Annotated in this window: 16 protein-coding genes; 8 read left to right on the top strand and 8 right to left on the bottom strand. The window is 65.8% G+C overall.

Annotated elements, in window-relative coordinates; translation table 11 throughout:
• Positions 1-123: 123 nt before the first annotated feature.
• The 3 genes from ileS to murJ form a co-directional block, all read right to left on the bottom strand.
• Positions 124-2,955 (bottom strand): isoleucine--tRNA ligase, encoded by a 2,832-nt coding sequence (gene ileS / locus ACCQ10_RS06460; RefSeq protein ID WP_372362543.1) that lies wholly within the window; start codon positions 2,953-2,955, stop codon positions 124-126.
• A 6-nt stretch (positions 2,956-2,961) separates the two neighbouring features.
• Positions 2,962-4,125, bottom strand: coding sequence for a bifunctional riboflavin kinase/FAD synthetase (locus ACCQ10_RS06455; RefSeq protein WP_372362542.1), 1,164 nt, complete (start codon positions 4,123-4,125; stop codon positions 2,962-2,964).
• A gap of 209 nt (positions 4,126-4,334) precedes the next feature.
• Complete coding sequence (gene murJ / locus ACCQ10_RS06450) at positions 4,335-5,939, bottom strand: murein biosynthesis integral membrane protein MurJ (protein WP_372363068.1); 1,605 nt, start codon at positions 5,937-5,939, stop codon at positions 4,335-4,337.
• A 116-nt stretch (positions 5,940-6,055) separates the two neighbouring features.
• Here murJ and rpsT point away from each other — a divergent pair, with 116 nt between their 5' ends.
• Entirely contained in the window at positions 6,056-6,325 is a 270-nt protein-coding gene (gene rpsT / locus ACCQ10_RS06445; protein ID WP_003484323.1) for a 30S ribosomal protein S20, read from the top strand.
• Between the two features lie 91 nt (positions 6,326-6,416).
• Here rpsT and obgE read toward each other — a convergent pair whose 3' ends face one another.
• The 3 genes from obgE to rplU all read right to left on the bottom strand — a co-directional run bounded on the left by obgE (position 6,417) and on the right by rplU (position 8,295).
• Positions 6,417-7,469 (bottom strand): GTPase ObgE, encoded by a 1,053-nt coding sequence (gene obgE, locus ACCQ10_RS06440; protein ID WP_039409562.1) that lies wholly within the window; start codon positions 7,467-7,469, stop codon positions 6,417-6,419.
• Positions 7,470-7,701: 232 nt separating this feature from the next.
• Positions 7,702-7,962: a 50S ribosomal protein L27 gene (gene rpmA, locus ACCQ10_RS06435; RefSeq protein ID WP_003484326.1), complete on the bottom strand. Its 261-nt coding sequence runs from the start codon at positions 7,960-7,962 to the stop codon at positions 7,702-7,704.
• A 12-nt stretch (positions 7,963-7,974) separates the two neighbouring features.
• Complete coding sequence (gene rplU, locus ACCQ10_RS06430; RefSeq protein ID WP_003484328.1) at positions 7,975-8,295, bottom strand: 50S ribosomal protein L21; 321 nt, start codon at positions 8,293-8,295, stop codon at positions 7,975-7,977.
• A gap of 292 nt (positions 8,296-8,587) precedes the next feature.
• On the opposite strand from rplU, the gene uvrA reads away from it, so the two are divergent.
• Together uvrA and ACCQ10_RS06420 are read left to right on the top strand one after the other, a co-directional pair.
• Positions 8,588-11,554, top strand: a complete 2,967-nt coding sequence (gene uvrA / locus ACCQ10_RS06425) for an excinuclease ABC subunit UvrA (RefSeq protein WP_372362541.1) — start codon at positions 8,588-8,590, stop codon at positions 11,552-11,554.
• The gene (locus ACCQ10_RS06420) at positions 11,554-11,958 is read left to right on the top strand and encodes an acyl-CoA thioesterase (RefSeq protein ID WP_372362540.1); all 405 of its coding nucleotides are present in this window, start codon (positions 11,554-11,556) and stop codon (positions 11,956-11,958) included. Before uvrA ends, ACCQ10_RS06420 begins: the two co-directional genes overlap by 1 nt.
• Positions 11,959-12,178: 220 nt before the next feature.
• On the opposite strand, the gene ACCQ10_RS06415 is transcribed toward ACCQ10_RS06420, so the two are convergent.
• On the bottom strand, positions 12,179-12,649 hold the full coding sequence (locus ACCQ10_RS06415; protein ID WP_221205392.1) for a copper chaperone PCu(A)C: 471 nt from the start codon (positions 12,647-12,649) through the stop codon (positions 12,179-12,181).
• A gap of 23 nt (positions 12,650-12,672) precedes the next feature.
• Here ACCQ10_RS06415 and ACCQ10_RS06410 point away from each other — a divergent pair, with 23 nt between their 5' ends.
• From ACCQ10_RS06410 to ACCQ10_RS06390, 5 genes are all read left to right on the top strand, one after another.
• Positions 12,673-13,443, top strand: a complete 771-nt coding sequence (locus ACCQ10_RS06410; protein ID WP_039564991.1) for an enoyl-CoA hydratase/isomerase family protein — start codon at positions 12,673-12,675, stop codon at positions 13,441-13,443.
• A 70-nt stretch (positions 13,444-13,513) separates the two neighbouring features.
• Positions 13,514-14,419, top strand: a complete 906-nt coding sequence (gene tesB, locus ACCQ10_RS06405; protein WP_039409857.1) for an acyl-CoA thioesterase II — start codon at positions 13,514-13,516, stop codon at positions 14,417-14,419.
• Positions 14,420-14,627: 208 nt separating this feature from the next.
• Positions 14,628-15,137, top strand: coding sequence for a putative signal transducing protein (locus tag ACCQ10_RS06400; protein ID WP_372362539.1), 510 nt, complete (start codon positions 14,628-14,630; stop codon positions 15,135-15,137).
• 106 nt (positions 15,138-15,243) lie between these two features.
• Positions 15,244-16,437, top strand: a complete 1,194-nt coding sequence (locus ACCQ10_RS06395) for an RNA polymerase sigma factor (protein WP_372362538.1) — start codon at positions 15,244-15,246, stop codon at positions 16,435-16,437.
• A 305-nt stretch (positions 16,438-16,742) separates the two neighbouring features.
• The gene (locus tag ACCQ10_RS06390; RefSeq protein WP_184369646.1) at positions 16,743-17,228 is read left to right on the top strand and encodes a hypothetical protein; all 486 of its coding nucleotides are present in this window, start codon (positions 16,743-16,745) and stop codon (positions 17,226-17,228) included.
• Between the two features lie 167 nt (positions 17,229-17,395).
• Here the strand turns inward: ACCQ10_RS06390 and ACCQ10_RS06385 are convergent, their stop codons facing one another.
• A complete protein-coding gene (locus ACCQ10_RS06385; RefSeq protein WP_372362537.1) occupies positions 17,396-17,995 on the bottom strand; it encodes an EF-hand domain-containing protein in 600 nt (199 codons plus the stop codon).
• Between the last annotated feature and the right edge of the window lie 14 nt (positions 17,996-18,009).

Genomic DNA, 18,009 nt, shown 5'->3' with positions numbered 1-18,009 from the left:
AATCGGCAAGCGGTGCCGAATGCGCCGGCGAGGCCCTCATCCGGCGCTGCGCGCCACCTTCTCCCGCTTGCGGGAGAAGGGTATTGAAACGGACTCCCGCTTGCGGGAGAGGGAATCAAGCCATCAGAACCAGCGACGGTCCTCGCCAGGGCCTTCGATGTTGCTGACGCAGCGGCTGCACAGCTCGGGATGCCGCGGGTCGCTGCCCACGCTGGCCTGGTGATGCCAGCAGCGCACGCACTTGGCCTTGGTGGTCGGCTGCGCACTGACGAAGATGTCGTCGGTGCTGGCCGCGGTCACGGTCACATCGCCACTGATGAACAGGAAGCGCAGCTCCTGGCTCAGCGGCTGCCAGCGCGCGGCGGTCTGCGCATCGGCGGCCACGGTGATTTCCGCTTCCAGTGCGGCGCCGATGGCGCCATTGGCACGCATCGGTTCCAGCACCTTGGCGACCTGCTCGCGCAGCGCCAGCAACTTGTCGACATCGGCACTGGTCAACGCCGCATCGGCCGGCAGCGGCGCCAGGCCGTCATACCAGGTGGCGAACAGCACGTTGCCGACATGCTCGCCGGGCAGATACGCCCACAGCTCTTCGGCGGTGAAGGTGAGCACCGGCGCGACCCAGCGCACGAACGCCTCGGCCACGTGATACATCGCGCTCTGCGCCGAACGCCGGCCGCGCGAATCCTCGGCCATCGTGTACAGACGGTCCTTGGTGACGTCCAGGTACAGCGAGCCCAGATCCACGCTGCAGAAATTCAGCAGCGCCTGCACGATTTCGGCGAAGTCGTAGCGCGCGTAGGCGGCCACGATCTTTTCCTGCAGCTCATGCGCGCGATGCACGATCCAGCGGTCCAGCAACACCATGTCGTCCAGCGCCACCAGATGCTGCAGCGGGTCGAAGCCATGCAGGTTGCCCAGCAGGAAACGCGCGGTATTGCGCAGGCGGCGATACGCATCGGCATTGCGCTTGAGGATCTCCTGCGACAGCGACATCTCGTTGCTGTAGTCGGCCGAGGCGATCCACAGGCGCAGGATGTCCGCGCCCAGCGTCTTCATGATGTCCTGCGGCTCGATGCCGTTGCCCAGCGACTTGGACATCTTGCGGCCGTGCTCGTCCACGGTGAAGCCGTGGGTCAGGCACTGCTTGTACGGCGCCGCCTTATTCATGGCCACGCCGGTCAGCAGCGAGGACTGGAACCAGCCACGGTGCTGATCGGAGCCTTCCAGATACAGGTCCGCCGGCGTGGGCAGGCCGCGGTCCACCAGCACCGCCTCGTGGGTCACGCCCGAGTCGAACCACACATCCAGGATGTCGGTGATCTTGTCGTAGTCGGCGGCCTCGTCGCCCAGCAGCTCGGCGGCATCCAGCGTGTACCACACGTCCACACCGCGCTGCTCCACCCGGTCGGCCACCTGCCCCAGCAATTCGGTGCTGCGTGGATGCGGCTCGCCGGTTTCGCGATGCACGAACAGGGCGATCGGCACGCCCCAGGTGCGCTGGCGCGAGATGGTCCAGTCCGGACGTCCTTCGACCATGCCGGCAATACGCGCCTGGCCCCAGGCCGGGTACCACGTCACCTGTTCGATCGCCTTAAGCGCGTCAGCGCGCAGGTTGGCCTGCTCCATCGAAAAGAACCACTGCGGCGTGGCACGGAACGCGATCGGCGTTTTGTGCCGCCAGCAGTGCGGATAGCTGTGCTCCATCTTGCTCGCCGCCAGCAGCACGCCGGTGTCGCGCAGCGCGTCGATGATGACCTCGTTGGCCTTCCAGATATGCAGCCCGGCCAGCACGGTATCGCCCAGCGGCGGGGTCGACGGCAGATACACGCCGCGTCCGTCTACCGGATTGATCTGCGCCGCGCCGTAGCGCTCCAGCAGCCCGTACTGCTTGGAGACCTGGTAGTCCTCCTGGCCGTGACCTGGGGCGGTGTGCACCGCGCCGGTACCGTCCTCGGCCGACACATGGTCACCCAGCAGCAGCGGGATCTCGCGCTCGACGTAGAACGGGTGATTCAGCAGCATCTGATCCAGCACCGCGCCCTTGGCGCGACCGTGCACCACCACCTCGTCCACGCCGTAGCGCGACAACGCCTTGGCCGCCAAGGCCTCTGCCATCACCAGCCAACGCGGCTGGCCGCGATCGGCCGGGCCTTCGACCAGCACGTAATCCAGTTCCGCACCCAGGCTCACCGCCAGCGAGGCCGGCAGCGTCCACGGCGTGGTGGTCCAGATCGGCACCGCCACGCTCACGTCCGCCGGTAGCGTCGCACCGAATGCGGCAGCGACAGCACCCGGATCGCGCGCCGGATAGGCGATATCCACCGTCGGCGAGACCTTGTCGGCGTATTCGATCTCGGCTTCGGCCAGCGCCGAGCCGCAATCGAAGCACCAGTGCACCGGCTTGACGCCACGGGTCAGATGGCCGTTCTCGATGATCCTGGCCAGCGCGCGCAGCTCGTTGGCCTCGAAGCGGAAATCCAGGGTCTTGTACGGGTTGTCCCAATCGCCCACCACGCCCAGGCGCTTGAAGTCGCGGCGCTGCAGATCGATCTGCTCGCTCGCGTACTCGCGGCACTTCTGACGAAATTCCGCCGCGTCCAGCTTCACGCCGACCTTGCCGTACTTTTTCTCGATCGCAATTTCGATCGGCAAGCCGTGGCAGTCCCAGCCCGGGATGTAGGGCGCATCGAAGCCAGCCAGATACTTCGACTTGACGATGATGTCCTTGAGGATCTTGTTGACCGCGTGACCGAGATGGATCTGGCCGTTGGCATACGGCGGGCCATCGTGCAGCACGAACAGCGGGCGTCCGGCCGCGTTCGCGCGCAGCTGCGCATACAGACCCTCGCGCTCCCAGCGGTCCAGCATCGCCGGCTCGCGCTTGGGCAGGTCGCCGCGCATCGGAAAGTCCGTCGCAGGCAGATGAAGAGTGGCTTTGTAGTCTTGGGTCACAGGAATCTACCGTTGCGCTGCTTTCATTGAAGAGTCCGCACAGGGACGTGCGGGCTGTTGCGAAGGACTCGCATCATCGGAGTCCGCACTCGGATGTGCGGGCTGTTGCGAAGGACTCGCATCATTGGGGTGTGCACCGGGCGCCACAGCGCCTTGCGCGCGACTGCCTTCGGCATGCACGGAAACATCGCGCGCCTGCTGCAGGCCGCCCATGCTTCCAGCGCCAACCAGCATTCGCGACGGGCTGCCCTCAAGCACCGCACGCGCCTGTTCGGCATCGCGATGCATCTGCACGGTCAGCGCCTCCAGACCATCGAACTTTTCCTCGTTGCGCAGTTTGGCGACGAATTCGACTTCCAGATGCCGGCCGTACAGATCGCCCTGGAAATCGAACAGATGCGCTTCCAGCAGCGGCTCCACGCCAGCCACGGTCGGCCGCGTGCCGAAGCTGGACACCGAGGGCCACGGTTGCGCGGCCACGCCGTGCACCCAGGTGGCATAGATGCCCGACAGCGCCGGCGTGCGCGAAAACCGCAGATTCGCGGTGGGGTAGCCCAACGTGCGACCCAGTTGCTTGCCGCGCACCACCCGCCCGCCGATGGCGTACGGGCGGCCGAGCAGATCGGCGGCGTGCGCAAACTCGCCTGCCACCAATAATTCACGGATGCGCGTGGCCGAAATGCGCTCGCCATGCAGATGCACCGGCGCAATCTCCCCGGCCGCAAATCCGTGCTGCTCGCCGAGTGTGCGCAACAAGGCGATGTCGCCGCCACGGCGATGGCCGAAACGGAATTCCGGGCCGATCCACACCTCGCGGGCGCAGAGCCGGCCCACCAGCGCCAGCCGCACGAAGTCTTCGGCGCGCATCGCCGACAGACGGCCATCGAAACGGATCAGGCCGACGCTGTCGGCGCCGAAGCCGAGCAAGCCTTCGATCTTGGCGCGCGCCAGGGTCAGCCGCGGCGGCGGTGCGGCCGGGGCGAAGAACTCGCGCGGCAATGGCTCGAAGCTCAACGCCACTGCCGGTACGCCCAGCGCGCGCGCGCGGTCAACCGCGTGCTGCACCAATGCCCGATGCCCCAGGTGCAGGCCATCGAAGGCGCCGATGCAGACCACGCTTCCGTGCGGGAACAGCGTCCCGCCCTCGACGTCTCTAAACAGCCTGCTCATTCCTCGATCCAAACAGATGCCGGCTTGGCGGCCGACCCTCGCTGATACATAACTTGTAAGTATAGCCGTGCCTGTCAACCCGCATGATCCGCATCGATCACGCAAGCGCTCAGCGACACCAGGCCAAGCCCGCCGCCGGTACGGCCTACCCCCATCCGCCCTTCAGGCACTTTCCCCCGCACACGGGGGAAGGGACCCGACATCCAGACTCAGCTCTCGCGCAGGTGGCGCGGCCGCAGACCCAGCGCCAGCTGCGCTGCCAGGTAGGTCAGCCCGCCACTGCCGACCAGCACCGCCAGCCAGCCGATCCGCTGCCACTTGTCCATTCCGGTGAACGACGGCAGCCACCACAGCAGGCCCAACAGCACTACCGCCATCGCCGTGCATGCCAGCAGCAGACGCATCACATAGCCGCCCCAGCCCGGCCGGCGCTGATACACGCCGGACTTGCCCAGCCAGTACCACAGTAGCCCCAGGTTGAGATAACTCGACAGCGCGCTGGCAATACCCAGCGCCAGATGCAGCCCGGGCTGTTTACCCAGCGCCTGCATCACGCCCTGCGCCTTGAGCTCGGGCGGCACCATGAGGTGGTACAGCACCGCCAGGAACGCAAAGTTGAACACCATATTGGCCACCAGCGCCGCCACGCCGGCGCGCACCGGGGTGCGGGTGTCCTGGCGCGCATAGAACGCCGGCAGCACCACCTTGAGCATGGCGTACGCCGGTAGGCCAAAGCTCAGGCCGTATACCGACAAGGCCGTCATGCGGGTGTCGAAAGCGGTGAACTTGTGATACTGGAACAACGTTGCCACCAGCGGCTCGGCCAGCAACAACAACCCCAGCATGGCCGGCATTGCGATCAGCAAGGTTGTCCGGAAGCCCCAGTCCAGCGCGCTGGAAAACGCGGCGCGGTCGGTCTTGACGTGATGGCGCGCCAGCGCCGGCAGGATCACCGTGCCCAGCGCCACCCCGAACACGCCCAGCGGCAGTTCCAGGAACCGGTCGGCCAGCGACAGCCACGACTGCGAGCCATCGGTCAGCTTGGCGGCGATCACGGTGTCCAGCAGCAGGTTGATCTGCGCCACCGAGGAGCCGAACAGGGTCGGCACCATCAGGGTCAGCACCTTGCGCACACCCGGATGTCGCCAGCCCCAGCGCGGCAGGGTCAACAGGTTGATGCCCTTCAGCGAAGGCAGCTGGAACAGCAACTGCAGCATGCCCGCCGCCAGCACCGCCCAGCCCAGCGCGAGGATCTGCCTTTCCGGCGTCCCACCCAGCCGCGGCGCCAGCCACACCGCCCCGGCGATCATGCACAGGTTGAGGATCACCGGGGTCAGCGCCGGCATGGCGAACTTCTGGAAACTGTTCAGCGCCCCGCCCGCCAGCGCAGTCAGCGACACGAACAGCAGGAACGGGAAGGTCAGACGGAACAGATCCACCAGCAGGCCATGCTTGGCCGGATCGGTGTCCACCCCGCTGGAAAACAGCGTGGCCAGCTGCGGGGCGAAGATCAGCGCCAGCGCGGTGACCAGCAGCAGCACGCCGCCGAGGGTTCCGGCCACGCGCGCCATCAGCTCGCGCAGCTCGGCATGCGGCCTGGCTTCCTTGACTTCGGTAAACACCGGCACGAAGGCGGTGGCGAAGGAGCCTTCGGCAAATAGCCGCCGCAGGAAATTGGGAACCCGGAAGGCCACCCAGAACGCATCGGTCACTGCATTGCTGCCGAAGGTGGTGGTGATGACCTGGTCGCGCACCAGCCCCAATACCCGCGACACCATGGTCATGCTGCTGAAGGAGAGCAGGCCCCTCATCATGCGGGGGGTGCTCATGGGGACTGCCTCTTGACAACTGACTTGACGTACATATCTGGGTCCATCATACTTTCGCGCTTGCTTTTTCCACCACACCGATTTTTCAGGAAACCACCACCGTGGCCAATATCAAGTCCGCCAAGAAGCGCGCCAAGCAGACCATTGTGCGCAATGAGCGCAACACCGGTCAGCGCTCGATGCTGCGCACCGCCGTCAAGAAGGTGATCAAGGCCCTTGACGCCAACGATGCTGCAGGCGCCGAAGCTGCTTTCGCCGTTGCACAGCCGATCCTCGACCGTTTCAGCGCCCGTGGCCTGATTCACAAGAACAAGGCTGCACGCCACAAGAGCCGCCTGACCGCGCGCATCAAGGCCATCAAGGCCGCGTAAGCGATCGGCAGCGACGTTGCCGGAAGCCTGGCTTCCGGTAGCACAGAAAAACCCGGCCTCGGCCGGGTTTTTTGTGTGTGCGTGTGCGCACTCAGCCCGCATCGCGCGCCTCGAGCTCGTCCTCGCGCTGGCGGTCGAAGAAGGCCATCACGTCCTTCATGATCGGGAAGGTGCCGTCACGGCCCAGCGCCGAGACCAGATACCACGGCGCGGTCCAGCCCAGCTCGGCCACGATGGCCTCGGCAGCGGCGCGCGCCTCGTCCTCGAACATCAGGTCGGCCTTGTTGAGCACCAGCCAGCGCGGCTTCTTCAACAACTCCGGATCATGCCGCTCGAGCTCGCGCTCGAGGGTACGCACCTGGTCGGCCGGCGACACACCGTCCACCCCACCATCCATCGGAGCCATGTCCACCAGATGCAGCAGCAGGCGGGTGCGCTGCAGGTGACGCAGGAACTGCGTGCCCAGGCCGGCACCATCGGCTGCGCCTTCGATCAGGCCGGGCACGTCCGCGATCACGAAGCTGCGGTACGCCTCGACACTGACCACGCCCAGATTGGGATACAGCGTGGTGAACGGGTAGTCCGCCACCTTCGGCGTGGCCGAAGACACCGCACGGATCAGCGTGCTCTTGCCGGCATTCGGGAAGCCCAGCAGGCCAACGTCGGCCAGCAGCTTGAGCTCCAGCTTGAGCAGGCGCTCCTCGCCCTCTTCACCGGTGGTGGACTGGCGCGGCGCACGGTTGACCGAGCTCTTGAAATGCATGTTGCCCAGACCGCCCTTGCCGCCCTTGGCTACCAGCAGGCGATCGCCGTGCTGAACCAGGTCGCCAATGATTTCATCGGTCTGCACGTTGATCACCACGGTGCCGACCGGCACCACGATGACGCGATCTTCGCCGCCCTTGCCATAGGCCTGGCGGCCCATGCCGTTCTCGCCGCGCTGCGCCTTGAAGGTGCGCTCATGACGGAAGTCGACCAGGGTGTTGACGTTCTCGTCGGCCACGATCCAGACGCTGCCGCCTGCCCCGCCATCACCGCCATCAGGCCCGCCCAACGGGATGAACTTCTCGCGGCGAAAGCCGACACAGCCATTGCCGCCATTACCGGCGGTGACCAGGATTTCTGCTTCGTCGACTAATTTCATGGGATTCGGGATTCGTGATTTGGGATTGGTGACAACGCTGCAACGCAACCATGGCGAGCCCGTCAGCAGGAAAGGATGGGGACGCCAGGATGCCGAGGGATCTGCTCTTGCGAATCCCCAATCCCGAATCCCGATTCGCAGCTCTCAAACGCAAAACCCCGCCGAAGCGGGGCTTTCCGTCTCATTCGCCCGGCAGCGTTGCCGGGCGAACTGGCCTGCATGGAGCGGGCGATTACGCCTCGGCAACCACGCTGACGGTGCGACGCTTCTTCGGGCCCTTGGTGGAGAATTCCACCTTGCCGTCGACCAGCGCAAACAGCGTGTGGTCACGGCCCAGGCCGACGCCGGCGCCCGGATGGAACTGGGTGCCGCGCTGACGCACGATGATGTTGCCGGCGTCGATGGCCTGGCCACCGAAGATCTTCACGCCGAGGTACTTCGGGTTGGAATCGCGACCGTTGCGCGAGGAACCTACGCCCTTTTTATGTGCCATGACTGGTTCTCCTTACTTCTTGTCGCCACCGGCGATGCCGGTGATCTCGATTTCGGTGTAGTGCTGACGGTGTCCCTGACGCTTCATGTGGTGCTTGCGGCGACGGAACTTGATGATGCGCACCTTGTCGGCGCGGCCATGGGCCACGACCTTGGCGGTGACCGAGGCGCCCTTCAGCGCATCGCCCAGCTTGATGCCGTCGCTATCGCCCAGCATCAGGATGGTGTCGAACTTGATCTCGTTGCCAGCTTCGACTTCGAGCTTTTCCACGCGGAGCGTTTCGCCCTGCGCGACGCGGTATTGCTTACCGCCGGTTACCAGAACTGCGTACATGACCAGGTGTTCCTCTGTAGTTATTATGGTCGCCTGACTTGCCCATGGGGCAGACAGGAGCGGAATTGTACTGGCCTAGCCGGTTTCGGGTCAACCCGCAAGCCGGCCCGCCGCTGCCGGCCGGAATCGGCCTGGTGGAACGCATCATCCGGCCGCCACAACGGCCCCGGCAGACTGGCATTTGGGGCAATTGCCCTCACCTAGGTCGGCGGGTAGGCTGATCGACTGCCACTCATTCCTGCTGAGCACGCTCGCACCACCGCCGGTTCGCCGGCCCGACATCGGATCCCCCATGGCGATGGATTTCATCCGCATCCGCGGCGCGCGGACGCACAACCTCAAGAACATCGACCTCGACCTGCCCCGCGACAAACTGATCGTGATCACCGGCCTGTCCGGTTCGGGCAAGTCGTCGCTGGCGTTCGACACCATCTATGCAGAAGGCCAGCGCCGCTACGTCGAGTCGCTGTCGGCGTATGCGCGCCAGTTCCTGAGCGTGATGGAAAAGCCGGACCTGGACCATATCGAAGGCCTGTCCCCGGCGATTTCGATCGAACAGAAATCGACTTCGCACAACCCGCGCTCCACCGTCGGCACCATCACCGAGATCTACGACTACCTGCGCCTGCTGTACGCGCGCGTCGGCCAGCCGCGCTGCCCGGACCACGGCTTCCCGCTGGAAGCGCAGACCGTCAGCCAGATGGTCGACCACATGCTCACCCAGGACCAGGAACAGCGCTACATGCTGCTGGCCCCGGTGATCCGCGACCGCAAGGGCGAGCATGCGCAGGTGTTCGAACAACTGCGTGCGCAGGGCTTCGTGCGCGTGCGCGTGGACGGCGAACTGTACGAGATCGATGCGGTGCCGCCGCTGGCATTGCGCCAGAAACACACCATCGAAGCGGTGATCGACCGTTTTCGCCCGCGCGAAGACATCAAGCAGCGCCTGGCGGAAAGTTTCGAAACCGCGCTCAAGCTGGGCGAAGGTATGGTGGCGGTGCAGTCGCTGGACGACCCGGCCGCCGCACCGCACCTGTTCTCGTCCAAGTACAGCTGCCCGGTGTGCGATTACTCGCTGCCGGAGCTGGAACCGCGGCTGTTCTCGTTCAACGCACCGGTGGGTGCCTGCCCGAGTTGCGATGGCCTGGGCGTGGCCGAGTTCTTCGACCCGGACCGTGTGGTGGTGCATCCGGAGCTGTCGCTGTCGGCCGGTGCGGTGCGCGGCTGGGATCGGCGCAATGCCTATTATTTCCAGCTGATCGCCTCGCTGGCCAAGCACTACAAGTTCGACGTGGACGCGGTATGGAGCACGCTGCCGGCCAAGGTGCGCCAGGCGGTGCTGTTCGGCAGCGGCGATGAGGTGATCAGCTTCACCTACTTCACCGATGCGGGCGGGCGCACCACGCGCAAGCATCGCTTCGAGGGCATCCTGCCGAACCTGGAACGTCGCTACCGCGAAACCGAATCGCCGGCGGTGCGCGAAGAACTGACCAAGTACGTTAGCCAGCAACCCTGCCCGGCCTGCAACGGCACGCGCTTGAATCGCGCTGCGCGCAATGTGTTCGTCGCCGACCGCCCGTTGCCGGAACTGGTGATGCTGCCGGTCAACGAAGCGCTGAACTTTTTCCGCGGCCTGTCCTTGCCGGGCTGGCGCGGCGAGATCGCGGCCAAGATCGTCAAGGAGATCGGCGAGCGGCTGGGCTTCCTGGTCGATGTGGGCCTGGATTACCTCACGCTGGAACGCAAGGCCGACACCTTGTCCGGCGGCGAGGCGCAGCGCATCCGTCTGGCCAGCCAGATCGGTGCCGGCCTGGTCGGCGTGATGTACGTGCTGGACGAGCCATCGATCGGCCTGCACCAGCGCGACAACGAACGCCTGCTCGGCACGCTGACGCGGCTGCGCGATCTGGGCAACACGGTGATCGTGGTCGAGCATGACGAAGATGCGATCCGCCTGGCCGACCATGTGCTGGACATCGGCCCCGGTGCCGGCGTGCATGGCGGCGAGATCTGCGCGCAGGGCACGCTGGAGGACATCCTGAAATCGCCGCGTTCGCTGACCGGCCAATACCTGTCGGGCAAGCGCCGCATCGAGATCCCCAAGCAGCGCCACAAGCCCAACCCGAAGATGATGCTGCATCTGCGCGGGGCGACCGGCAACAACCTGAAAAATGTCGACCTGGACATTCCGGCCGGTCTGCTGACCTGCATCACCGGCGTGTCCGGCTCGGGCAAGTCGACGCTGATCAACGATACCTTGTTTACGCTGGCGGCCAACGAGATCAACGGTGCCTCGCACGTGGTGGCGCCACATCGCGAAGTCGAAAATCTTGATCTGTTCGACAAGGTGGTGGACATCGACCAGTCGCCGATCGGTCGCACGCCACGTTCAAACCCGGCCACCTACACCGGCATGTTCACCCCGTTGCGCGAGTTGTTTGCGCAAGTGCCCGAGGCGCGCGCGCGCGGCTACTCGCCGGGGCGTTTCAGCTTCAACGTGCGCGGCGGCCGCTGCGAGGCCTGCCAGGGCGACGGCATGATCAAGGTGGAGATGCACTTCCTGCCCGACGTCTACGTGCCCTGCGATGTCTGCCATGGCAAGCGCTATAACCGCGAGACGCTGGAGATCCGCTACAAGGGCTTCAATATCAGCGACGTGCTGCAGATGACCGTGGAAGATGCGCTGCGCTTGTTCGAGCCGGTGCCGTCGATCGCGCGCAAGCTGGAAACGCTGGTCGATGTGGGTCTGAGCTACATCAAGCTGGGCCAGAGCGCGACCACGCTCTCCGGCGGTGAAGCGCAACGCGTCAAGCTGTCCAAGGAACTGTCGCGTCGCGATACCGGGCGCACCTTGTACATCCTGGACGAACCGACCACCGGCCTGCACTTCCACGATATCGAAGCCCTGCTCGGCGTGTTGCACAAGCTGCGCGACGAAGGCAACACGGTGGTGGTAATCGAACACAATCTGGACGTGATCAAGACCGCAGACTGGATCGTGGATCTGGGTCCGGAAGGCGGCCACCGTGGCGGCACCATCCTGGTCTCCGGCACGCCGGAAGATGTGGCCGTGCACGAGGCGTCCTACACCGGCCAGTTCCTGGCCAAGATGCTGCCGTCGGTGAAGGCGCGCGAGACGCGTCCGGCCGCGATGGCCAACAAGCCGGATGCGCGCCCGCCGCGCAAGGTCAAACCGGAGAAGGTGGCCAAGGCTGCCAAATCCGCCACCAAAAAAACCGCGAAGAAGAAGGCAAGCTGATGAGCGAACACAAGATCCTGGCACGCATTCCGATCAGCGTGCGCTGGCGCGACATGGACAGCATGGGCCACGTCAACAACGCCAAATACATCTCCTATCTGGAAGAAGCACGCGTGCGCTGGATGCTGGGCGTGCAAGGCGTGTCAATGACCGACCGCATCGCACCGGTGGTCGCGGCCACCAACGTCAACTACAAGCAGCCGCTGATCTGGCCCAACGACATCACGGTGGAGCTGTTCGTGGAGCGGCTGGGCAACAGCAGCGTCACCATCGGCCACCGCATCTTCGACCAGAAGGACGACAGCGTGCTGTATTCCGATGGCAACGTGGTGGTGGTGTGGATCGATACGCAGACCGGCAAGAGTGCGCCGCTGCCGGACGCGGTGCGCCTCGCCAGCACCTGAGCGGTCGCGCCGCCAGGCCTGGGCAATCACGCCATCGACGGCGGCTCTTGCGGGAGCCGCCGTTTTTTTGTGGGCGCGTGCTTTATCTGGCAGTGGCGCCGCGCGAGCCGATCCCGCTGCACCTGGCCGCAGGCCGCAAGCCCAAGCGCCCCGGCAATGCCGCACGCACGTGCATGCGGAAGACGAAGCCGGCTCCCCGGGCGTATATCCGCCCCGCTCCTCATCCGCCCGGCGCGCGCTTGCGTGCCTGCAGCGTGGCCTTGAATTGGCGACCGTCCTGCAAGGTGAACGTCACCGGCACCTGCGCGCCTTCCTGCAGCGGGGCGCGTGCCTCCATCAACATTAGATGCAGGCCGCCGGGTGCCAGGGGCACCGTCTTGCCGGCGGGCAGGGCCAGCGCGGGTACTGCACGCATGCGGCTGACGCCATTGCTCTGCGTGGTCTCGTGCAGCGACACGTCGGCGAAGGCGCTGCTCGTGGCCGCGGTGATCGTCAACGGTTGCGTGCAGCCATTGTGGAATTGCCCGAATCCCGCGGCCATGCCCATGCCGCCAGGTGGCGGGATGCGGATCCAGCCGTCCTTGAACTCCGGCATGCACTGCGCCGCAGCGCCCGCGCTGGCCAGCAGCGCCATCACACCAAGCCACACGCGTGCACGCAGCTGCCACCTGCTTCGACTGCCGTCTATCATGACCCGACCTCCAGGAGCCCCGAATGAGCATCCAGATCTTAGACCATGGCCGAGTTCGCGAAATCCGTCTGGCGCGCCCGCCGGTCAATGCGCTGGATCGTGCGCTGTGCCAGGCACTGAGCGCTGCGGTGCAACAGGCCGGCGACGAGGCCGACGGCATCGTGCTGTCGGGCAACGAGCGGATCTTCTCCGGTGGCATGGATGTGCCGCAACTGCTGGCGCACGGTACCGACCGCGCGGCGTTGCTGGCCAGCTGGACGGCATTCTTCGAGGCTGCGCAGGCGCTGGCCAATAGCCGGATTCCGGTGGTTGCGGCGATCGGCGGGCATGCGCCGGCCGGCGGCTGCGTGCTGGCGCTGTGCTGCGACTACCGGGTGATGGCACGCAGCGCCGATACCGCCAGGCCGTACACGATCGGCTTGAACGAAGTGCAGGTCGGCCTGGCCGCACCGGAAGGCATCCAGCGGCTGTTGCGCCGCGTGGTCGGCGCGCACCGTGCCGAGCGCCTGCTGATCGCCGGGCAGCTGCTGCCTGCCGAACAGGCGGTGCAGATCGGCCTGGTGGATGAACTGGTCGACGGCGAGCTGGTCACCGCGCGCGCGGTGGCCTGGCTGCACGAACTGCAGCAGCTGCCGCGTCAGCCGATGCTGGCCACGCGTGCGGTGGCCCGCGCCGACCTGCGCGCGGCCCTGGCGCCGGAGCTGATCCAGCTGGAGCGGTTCGTCGACGGCTGGTACGCCCCGGATGCACAGGCCGCACTGCACGGGCTGGTCGCGCGCCTGCAGAAGGGCTGAGCCTTCCACTGCCGCGGTGACCACGAAGCGGCCCGCTATAATCGCGGTCCGTCGCACCCAGGCCAGCCCCTTGTCCGCCACCGCCGAACCCGTCGTCTCCGAACTGATCAGCCTGCTGTCGCTGGAGCGCCTGGAGGACAACCTGTTCCGCGGCCAGAGCCGCGACATCGGCACCAAATACGTCTTCGGTGGACAAGTGCTGGGCCAGGCGCTGTCGGCCGCGCAGGCCACGGTCGACAACGGGCGCCAGGCGCATTCGCTGCATGCCTATTTTCTGCGTGCCGGCAACATCGACCACCCCATCGTCTACGACGTCGACCGCACCCGCGATGGCGGCAGTTTTTCGGTGCGCCGGGTCACCGCGATCCAGCACGGCAAGGTGATCTTTTTCTGCGCGGCCTCGTTTCAGGAACGCGAAGACGGCGCCGAGCATCAGTCGGCGATGCCGGTGGTGCCGCCACCGGAAGACATCGAACCAGCCGCGCCGCTGGCACCGGAGGTGCTGGCGAACCTGCCGCCGAAAGTGCAGCGCTGGCTGTCGCGCGGCGGTCCGTTCGAATTTCGCCACGTGTTTCCGCGCGACGAACTCAGGCCGCCCAAGCGCCCGCCGTTCCAGCAGATGTGGCTGCGCTTGAACGACCCGATCGGCGACGACGTGGGCCTGCATCAGGTGCTGCTGGCGTACGCGTCGGACTTTCAGTTGCTGGGCACCTCCACGTTTCCGCACGGCATCAGCTACTACACGCCCAACGTGCAGATGGCCTCGCTCGATCACGCGCTGTGGTTCCATCGGCCGTTCCGCACCGACGACTGGCTGCTGTATTCGCTGGACAGCCCGACCGCACAAGGCTCCCGCGGCCTGGCGCGCGGGCAGTTCTTCACCCGCGATGGCGTGCTGGTGGCCAGCACCACGCAGGAGGGGCTGATCCGCGTGGTGCCCGATGGCAGTGCGATTGCCGTGCCGGCCAAGGGCTAGGCGTGCAGCGTTGCGTCGCGCCGAGTGGGTGGGTGACCGTGCACTGACCACGTGCGTCCCACGCCCCCTGGCGTACTGCTACCGGGACCTGCTGTCGCACGCCTGCGTTGCGTGCACCGTCAGTGGCAGTGTTGATCGGCTTTCCTTTCCACCTTGAACCGGCGCAGCAGTGGCGCCATCTGTTCCGGACCCAACGGCGGTTTCCAGCATGCGCAAGATCTTCAGCAGTCAACGTATCGAAACCGCCGAGGGCGTCGCCAATCTGTTGCGCGATGCGGGGATCGAGATCCGTCTCAGTAATGGCCGCTCCTACCAGAGCAAGCGCGGCGGCCAGTTCAGCTATCTGGAGCAAAGCAACGCGCAGGCACAGCCCACCGTGTGGATCGTGCATGCCAACGACCAACCGCGTGCGCGCGAACTGCTGCGCGATGCACGCCTGCTCGACACCACCCGCCGCGATCTGCCGAACGTGGAATACACCTTCCGCGACGGCGAAAACGGCTCCAGTGCCAGTGCGCGCAGCTGGGCCTGGCGCATCCGTCTGGTGCTGCTGCTGGTGATCGGCGCCGTGGCCATGGGGGTGGTGATGCGCCATCGCAGCGCGCCTGCGCCACTGGCACCGGCGTCACAGCCGGCGTCGCAGCAGGCGCCGACGCCAGATGCCGCCCAGCCGGCAGCAGACGACGAAATGCGTGTGCGGATCCAGCCGGCGCGCTGAGCGCGGCGCGACCAATTGATGGCGGGATAGCCGCGCGCACGTCATCAGCCCGGTCACATCCATTGCCGGCATGCGTCATGCTGGCAACAGGACATGGATTGCGCCGATGAACGCCAACACGCTGGAGCTGATGTTGCAACACGAACTGCCCAACGCCGCGGCCGGCTGCCAGCAGGCGTATGGGCGCATCGTGGGCGCCTGCCAGAACACGGTGACTGCCATCGCGCTGGCAATCACCCGCGACATCGCAGCCAGCGAAGACATCGCCCAGGAGGCCTTCCTGCGTGCCTGGCAGCGGTTGGCGCAGCTGCATCAGCCGGCAAGCTTTCTGCCCTGGCTTCGGCAGATCACCCGCAACCTGGCGCGCGACTGGCTGCGTGCCAACCGCCATCGTGCGCTCAGCGGCGAGGCCGCCGAGCTTGCCATCGCGATGGCAGCCGACCCGGCGCCCTCACCCGCCGACCAGCTGCTACAGGTGGAAGAAGAGATCGCCGCGCTCGATATCATTTCTGCACTGCCGGAAGAGAGCCGCGAAACGCTGCTGCTGTATTACCGCGAAGGCCAGAGCTCGCAACAGGTTGCCGCGCTGCTCGGGCTCAGCGACGCGGCGGTACGCAAACGGCTGTCGCGCGCCCGTGCCAGCGTGCGCAGCGAGTTGCTGCGCCGCTTCGGCGAATTCGCACGCGGTAGCGCGCCGAGTGTGGCGTTTGCCACCGCGGTGACCTCGGCCACCCTGTTGGGCGCGCCGGGCAAGGCTAGCGCGGCGGTTGTGCTGACGAGCATCGGAGGCGCGGGCAAACTAGGCGCGAGCGGGTTAAGCGGCTCGGCGCTTGGTGGGGGCGGCGCCGCCGGCGCGCTCAGCCTCTGGCTCGGCATGCCGACACTGTTCGCTGCGTGCGCGGTGCTGGTTGCCGGGATCGGCACGTACTGGTCGTACTGGTACCTGCTGCGCTTCGCACAGACCGCCAGCGAGGCAGCAGCGATCCGTCGTTTCATGCACATCACCACGCTGACCTCGGCTCTGGTGTGCGGCAGCACGTTGGTGCTGAAATACCTGCAGGCGGGCGCGTGGGCATCGGTTCTGACGCTGTGCGCAGGCATGGCGGTACTCAACTATCAATCCCTGCGCATCCTGCCACGCGTGATGCGCCCCATGCTGGAACGCGATGCGCGCAGGCGCGGCGCCACGCAGGCACCGCTGTTGTACCGCTGCATGTTCAGTCCGGGCGCGATGGTGGTGAGCACAGCGGCCGTCATTCTGCCGATCGTGCGGCACTACATGCAGCTGGGAATGTTCTGAGGCTGGCGTGACGTCACCGCAGCACCGGCAGTTGCAACCTGTTCCGAGACGAGGACACGCGGCTGCGGATCCACCCGCGCTGGCGGCAGCACCGGCTTTGCGTTACGCAGGCTTGGCGACATGGTTATCGACGACGCACACTGAAGCACGCTGCGGCCCAGCCTGCCTTCCTGCAACGGTGAACGCCGCGGGCAGCAACGTCGCATGGTCCGAAGTGATGCGTTCATATCCGACTTCAGCGGCCACCGGGTAGCGTCCACGCTGCTACAAGCAGGGAGAATTCGACCAAACCCCGGAGCAATGAAGTGAAGGCAAGTCTCTTCACCAGTCTGCTGATGATGGCCAGCATGAGCGCGCACGCGGATGGACTGACGACATCCCACGATGGCAAGACCCTGTCGGTGAGTTTCGGAGCGCCGACCTTCAAACAGGTGCTTCACTACAACAAGATGTACGAGAAGAAACCGTTCCCCGATGCGGAAATCTATTATTTCAGCAACGGCATGTACAAGATCATTTCGCAAGGGGAAAACCATTACGGGGTTTACGTCCTGCAGGGGACGTTCGACGACCAGACCTACACGATCCGTTTCATCTCGCTGCCCTCGGAAGACTGGGGCAACAAGACTGCGTTCCATCAGCTGACCTTCGTGCGCGGCGACAAGCAGAATGTCTTCATCCAGAACGCCATCGTCGACACCGGCGAAGCGATCGCACAGCAGAACGGAACCTACACGCTGGAGAAAAACACCGTTTCCAATCCGGTTCCCACGTCCTGGAAGCACGACTGATCGTTGCAACCGCGCCCCGCATCTAGCCCAAACGCAAGCGCCCTCCCGCCAGGCGAGAGGGCGCGGTCGATCGGCGCCTTGTTACGTTTTGATGCTACGTGTTGCTGCTGATGCAGCGACCGCCGCGCCTGTCACGCGCCGGCCGCTGCATCGATGCGCACTACTGCTTAGTTGCCCGCAGCAGGCTTGGCCGGCATCGCATGCTTGCCGTGGTCGCCACGCTCACCATGCTCACCCGGACCGCGCGGACCATGCTCGCCGCGCAGCTTCGAGGCCGCATCGAACTCGACCTTGCTCAGCTTGCCGTCCTTGTCGGTGTCGGCCTTGGCAAACCACGCATCGCGGTGTTGCTGCATGCGTAGCTCGCGGTCGGCACGATCGACAAAGCCATCCTTGTTGAGGTCCATCTGATCGAAGCGTGTTGCAAGCTTCGGGTCGGCCTTGGCCTCCTCGCGGCTGATGCGGCCGTCCTTGTTGGTGTCGAGCTTGGCCATCCATTCGCCACGGCCCTCGCGCCCCGGGCCGCGATGACGTGGGCGCTCGTCGCGCGACAGCTTGCCGTCCTTGTTGGTGTCCAGCGTATCGAACTGCGCGGCCAGCTTCGGGTCGGCGGCCGCTTCGCTGCGATCGATGACGCCGTCGCCATTGCTGTCGAGCTTGCCAGGACGCGAAGCATCGCCGGAGGCCGGCGGAGTGGCAGCGAACACCGCGCCGGTGGACAGCGCAGCCAGCACGGCCAGTGCGAGGAAAGGTTTGCGGGACGTCATGAGAAACTCCTGAG

Source organism: Xanthomonas sp. NCPPB 1325, from assembly GCF_041477645.2.
Classification (GTDB): Bacteria; Pseudomonadota; Gammaproteobacteria; order Xanthomonadales; family Xanthomonadaceae; genus Xanthomonas; species Xanthomonas cannabis.
The sequence above is the reverse complement of the archived record's forward strand: the minus strand, read 5'-3'. Positions and strand labels throughout refer to the sequence as shown.

Bases quoted from the DNA above. Each gene is read 5' to 3' on its own strand.
- ACCQ10_RS06395 (WP_372362538.1), top strand. From the start codon at position 15,244: ATGAACGCCAACACGCTGGAGCTGATGTTGCAACACGAACTGCCCAAC.
- ACCQ10_RS06415 (WP_221205392.1), bottom strand. From the start codon at position 12,649: ATGATAGACGGCAGTCGAAGCAGGTGGCAGCTGCGTGCACGCGTGTGG.
- rpmA (WP_003484326.1), bottom strand. From the start codon at position 7,962: ATGGCACATAAAAAGGGCGTAGGTTCCTCGCGCAACGGTCGCGATTCC.
- rplU (WP_003484328.1), bottom strand. From the start codon at position 8,295: ATGTACGCAGTTCTGGTAACCGGCGGTAAGCAATACCGCGTCGCGCAG.
- uvrA (WP_372362541.1), top strand. From the start codon at position 8,588: ATGGCGATGGATTTCATCCGCATCCGCGGCGCGCGGACGCACAACCTC.
- ACCQ10_RS06420 (WP_372362540.1), top strand. From the start codon at position 11,554: ATGAGCGAACACAAGATCCTGGCACGCATTCCGATCAGCGTGCGCTGG.
- obgE (WP_039409562.1), bottom strand. From the start codon at position 7,469: ATGAAATTAGTCGACGAAGCAGAAATCCTGGTCACCGCCGGTAATGGC.
- murJ (WP_372363068.1), bottom strand. From the start codon at position 5,939: ATGATGAGGGGCCTGCTCTCCTTCAGCAGCATGACCATGGTGTCGCGG.
- ACCQ10_RS06410 (WP_039564991.1), top strand. From the start codon at position 12,673: ATGAGCATCCAGATCTTAGACCATGGCCGAGTTCGCGAAATCCGTCTG.
- ACCQ10_RS06400 (WP_372362539.1), top strand. From the start codon at position 14,628: ATGCGCAAGATCTTCAGCAGTCAACGTATCGAAACCGCCGAGGGCGTC.
- ACCQ10_RS06455 (WP_372362542.1), bottom strand. From the start codon at position 4,125: ATGAGCAGGCTGTTTAGAGACGTCGAGGGCGGGACGCTGTTCCCGCAC.
- ACCQ10_RS06385 (WP_372362537.1), bottom strand. From the start codon at position 17,995: ATGACGTCCCGCAAACCTTTCCTCGCACTGGCCGTGCTGGCTGCGCTG.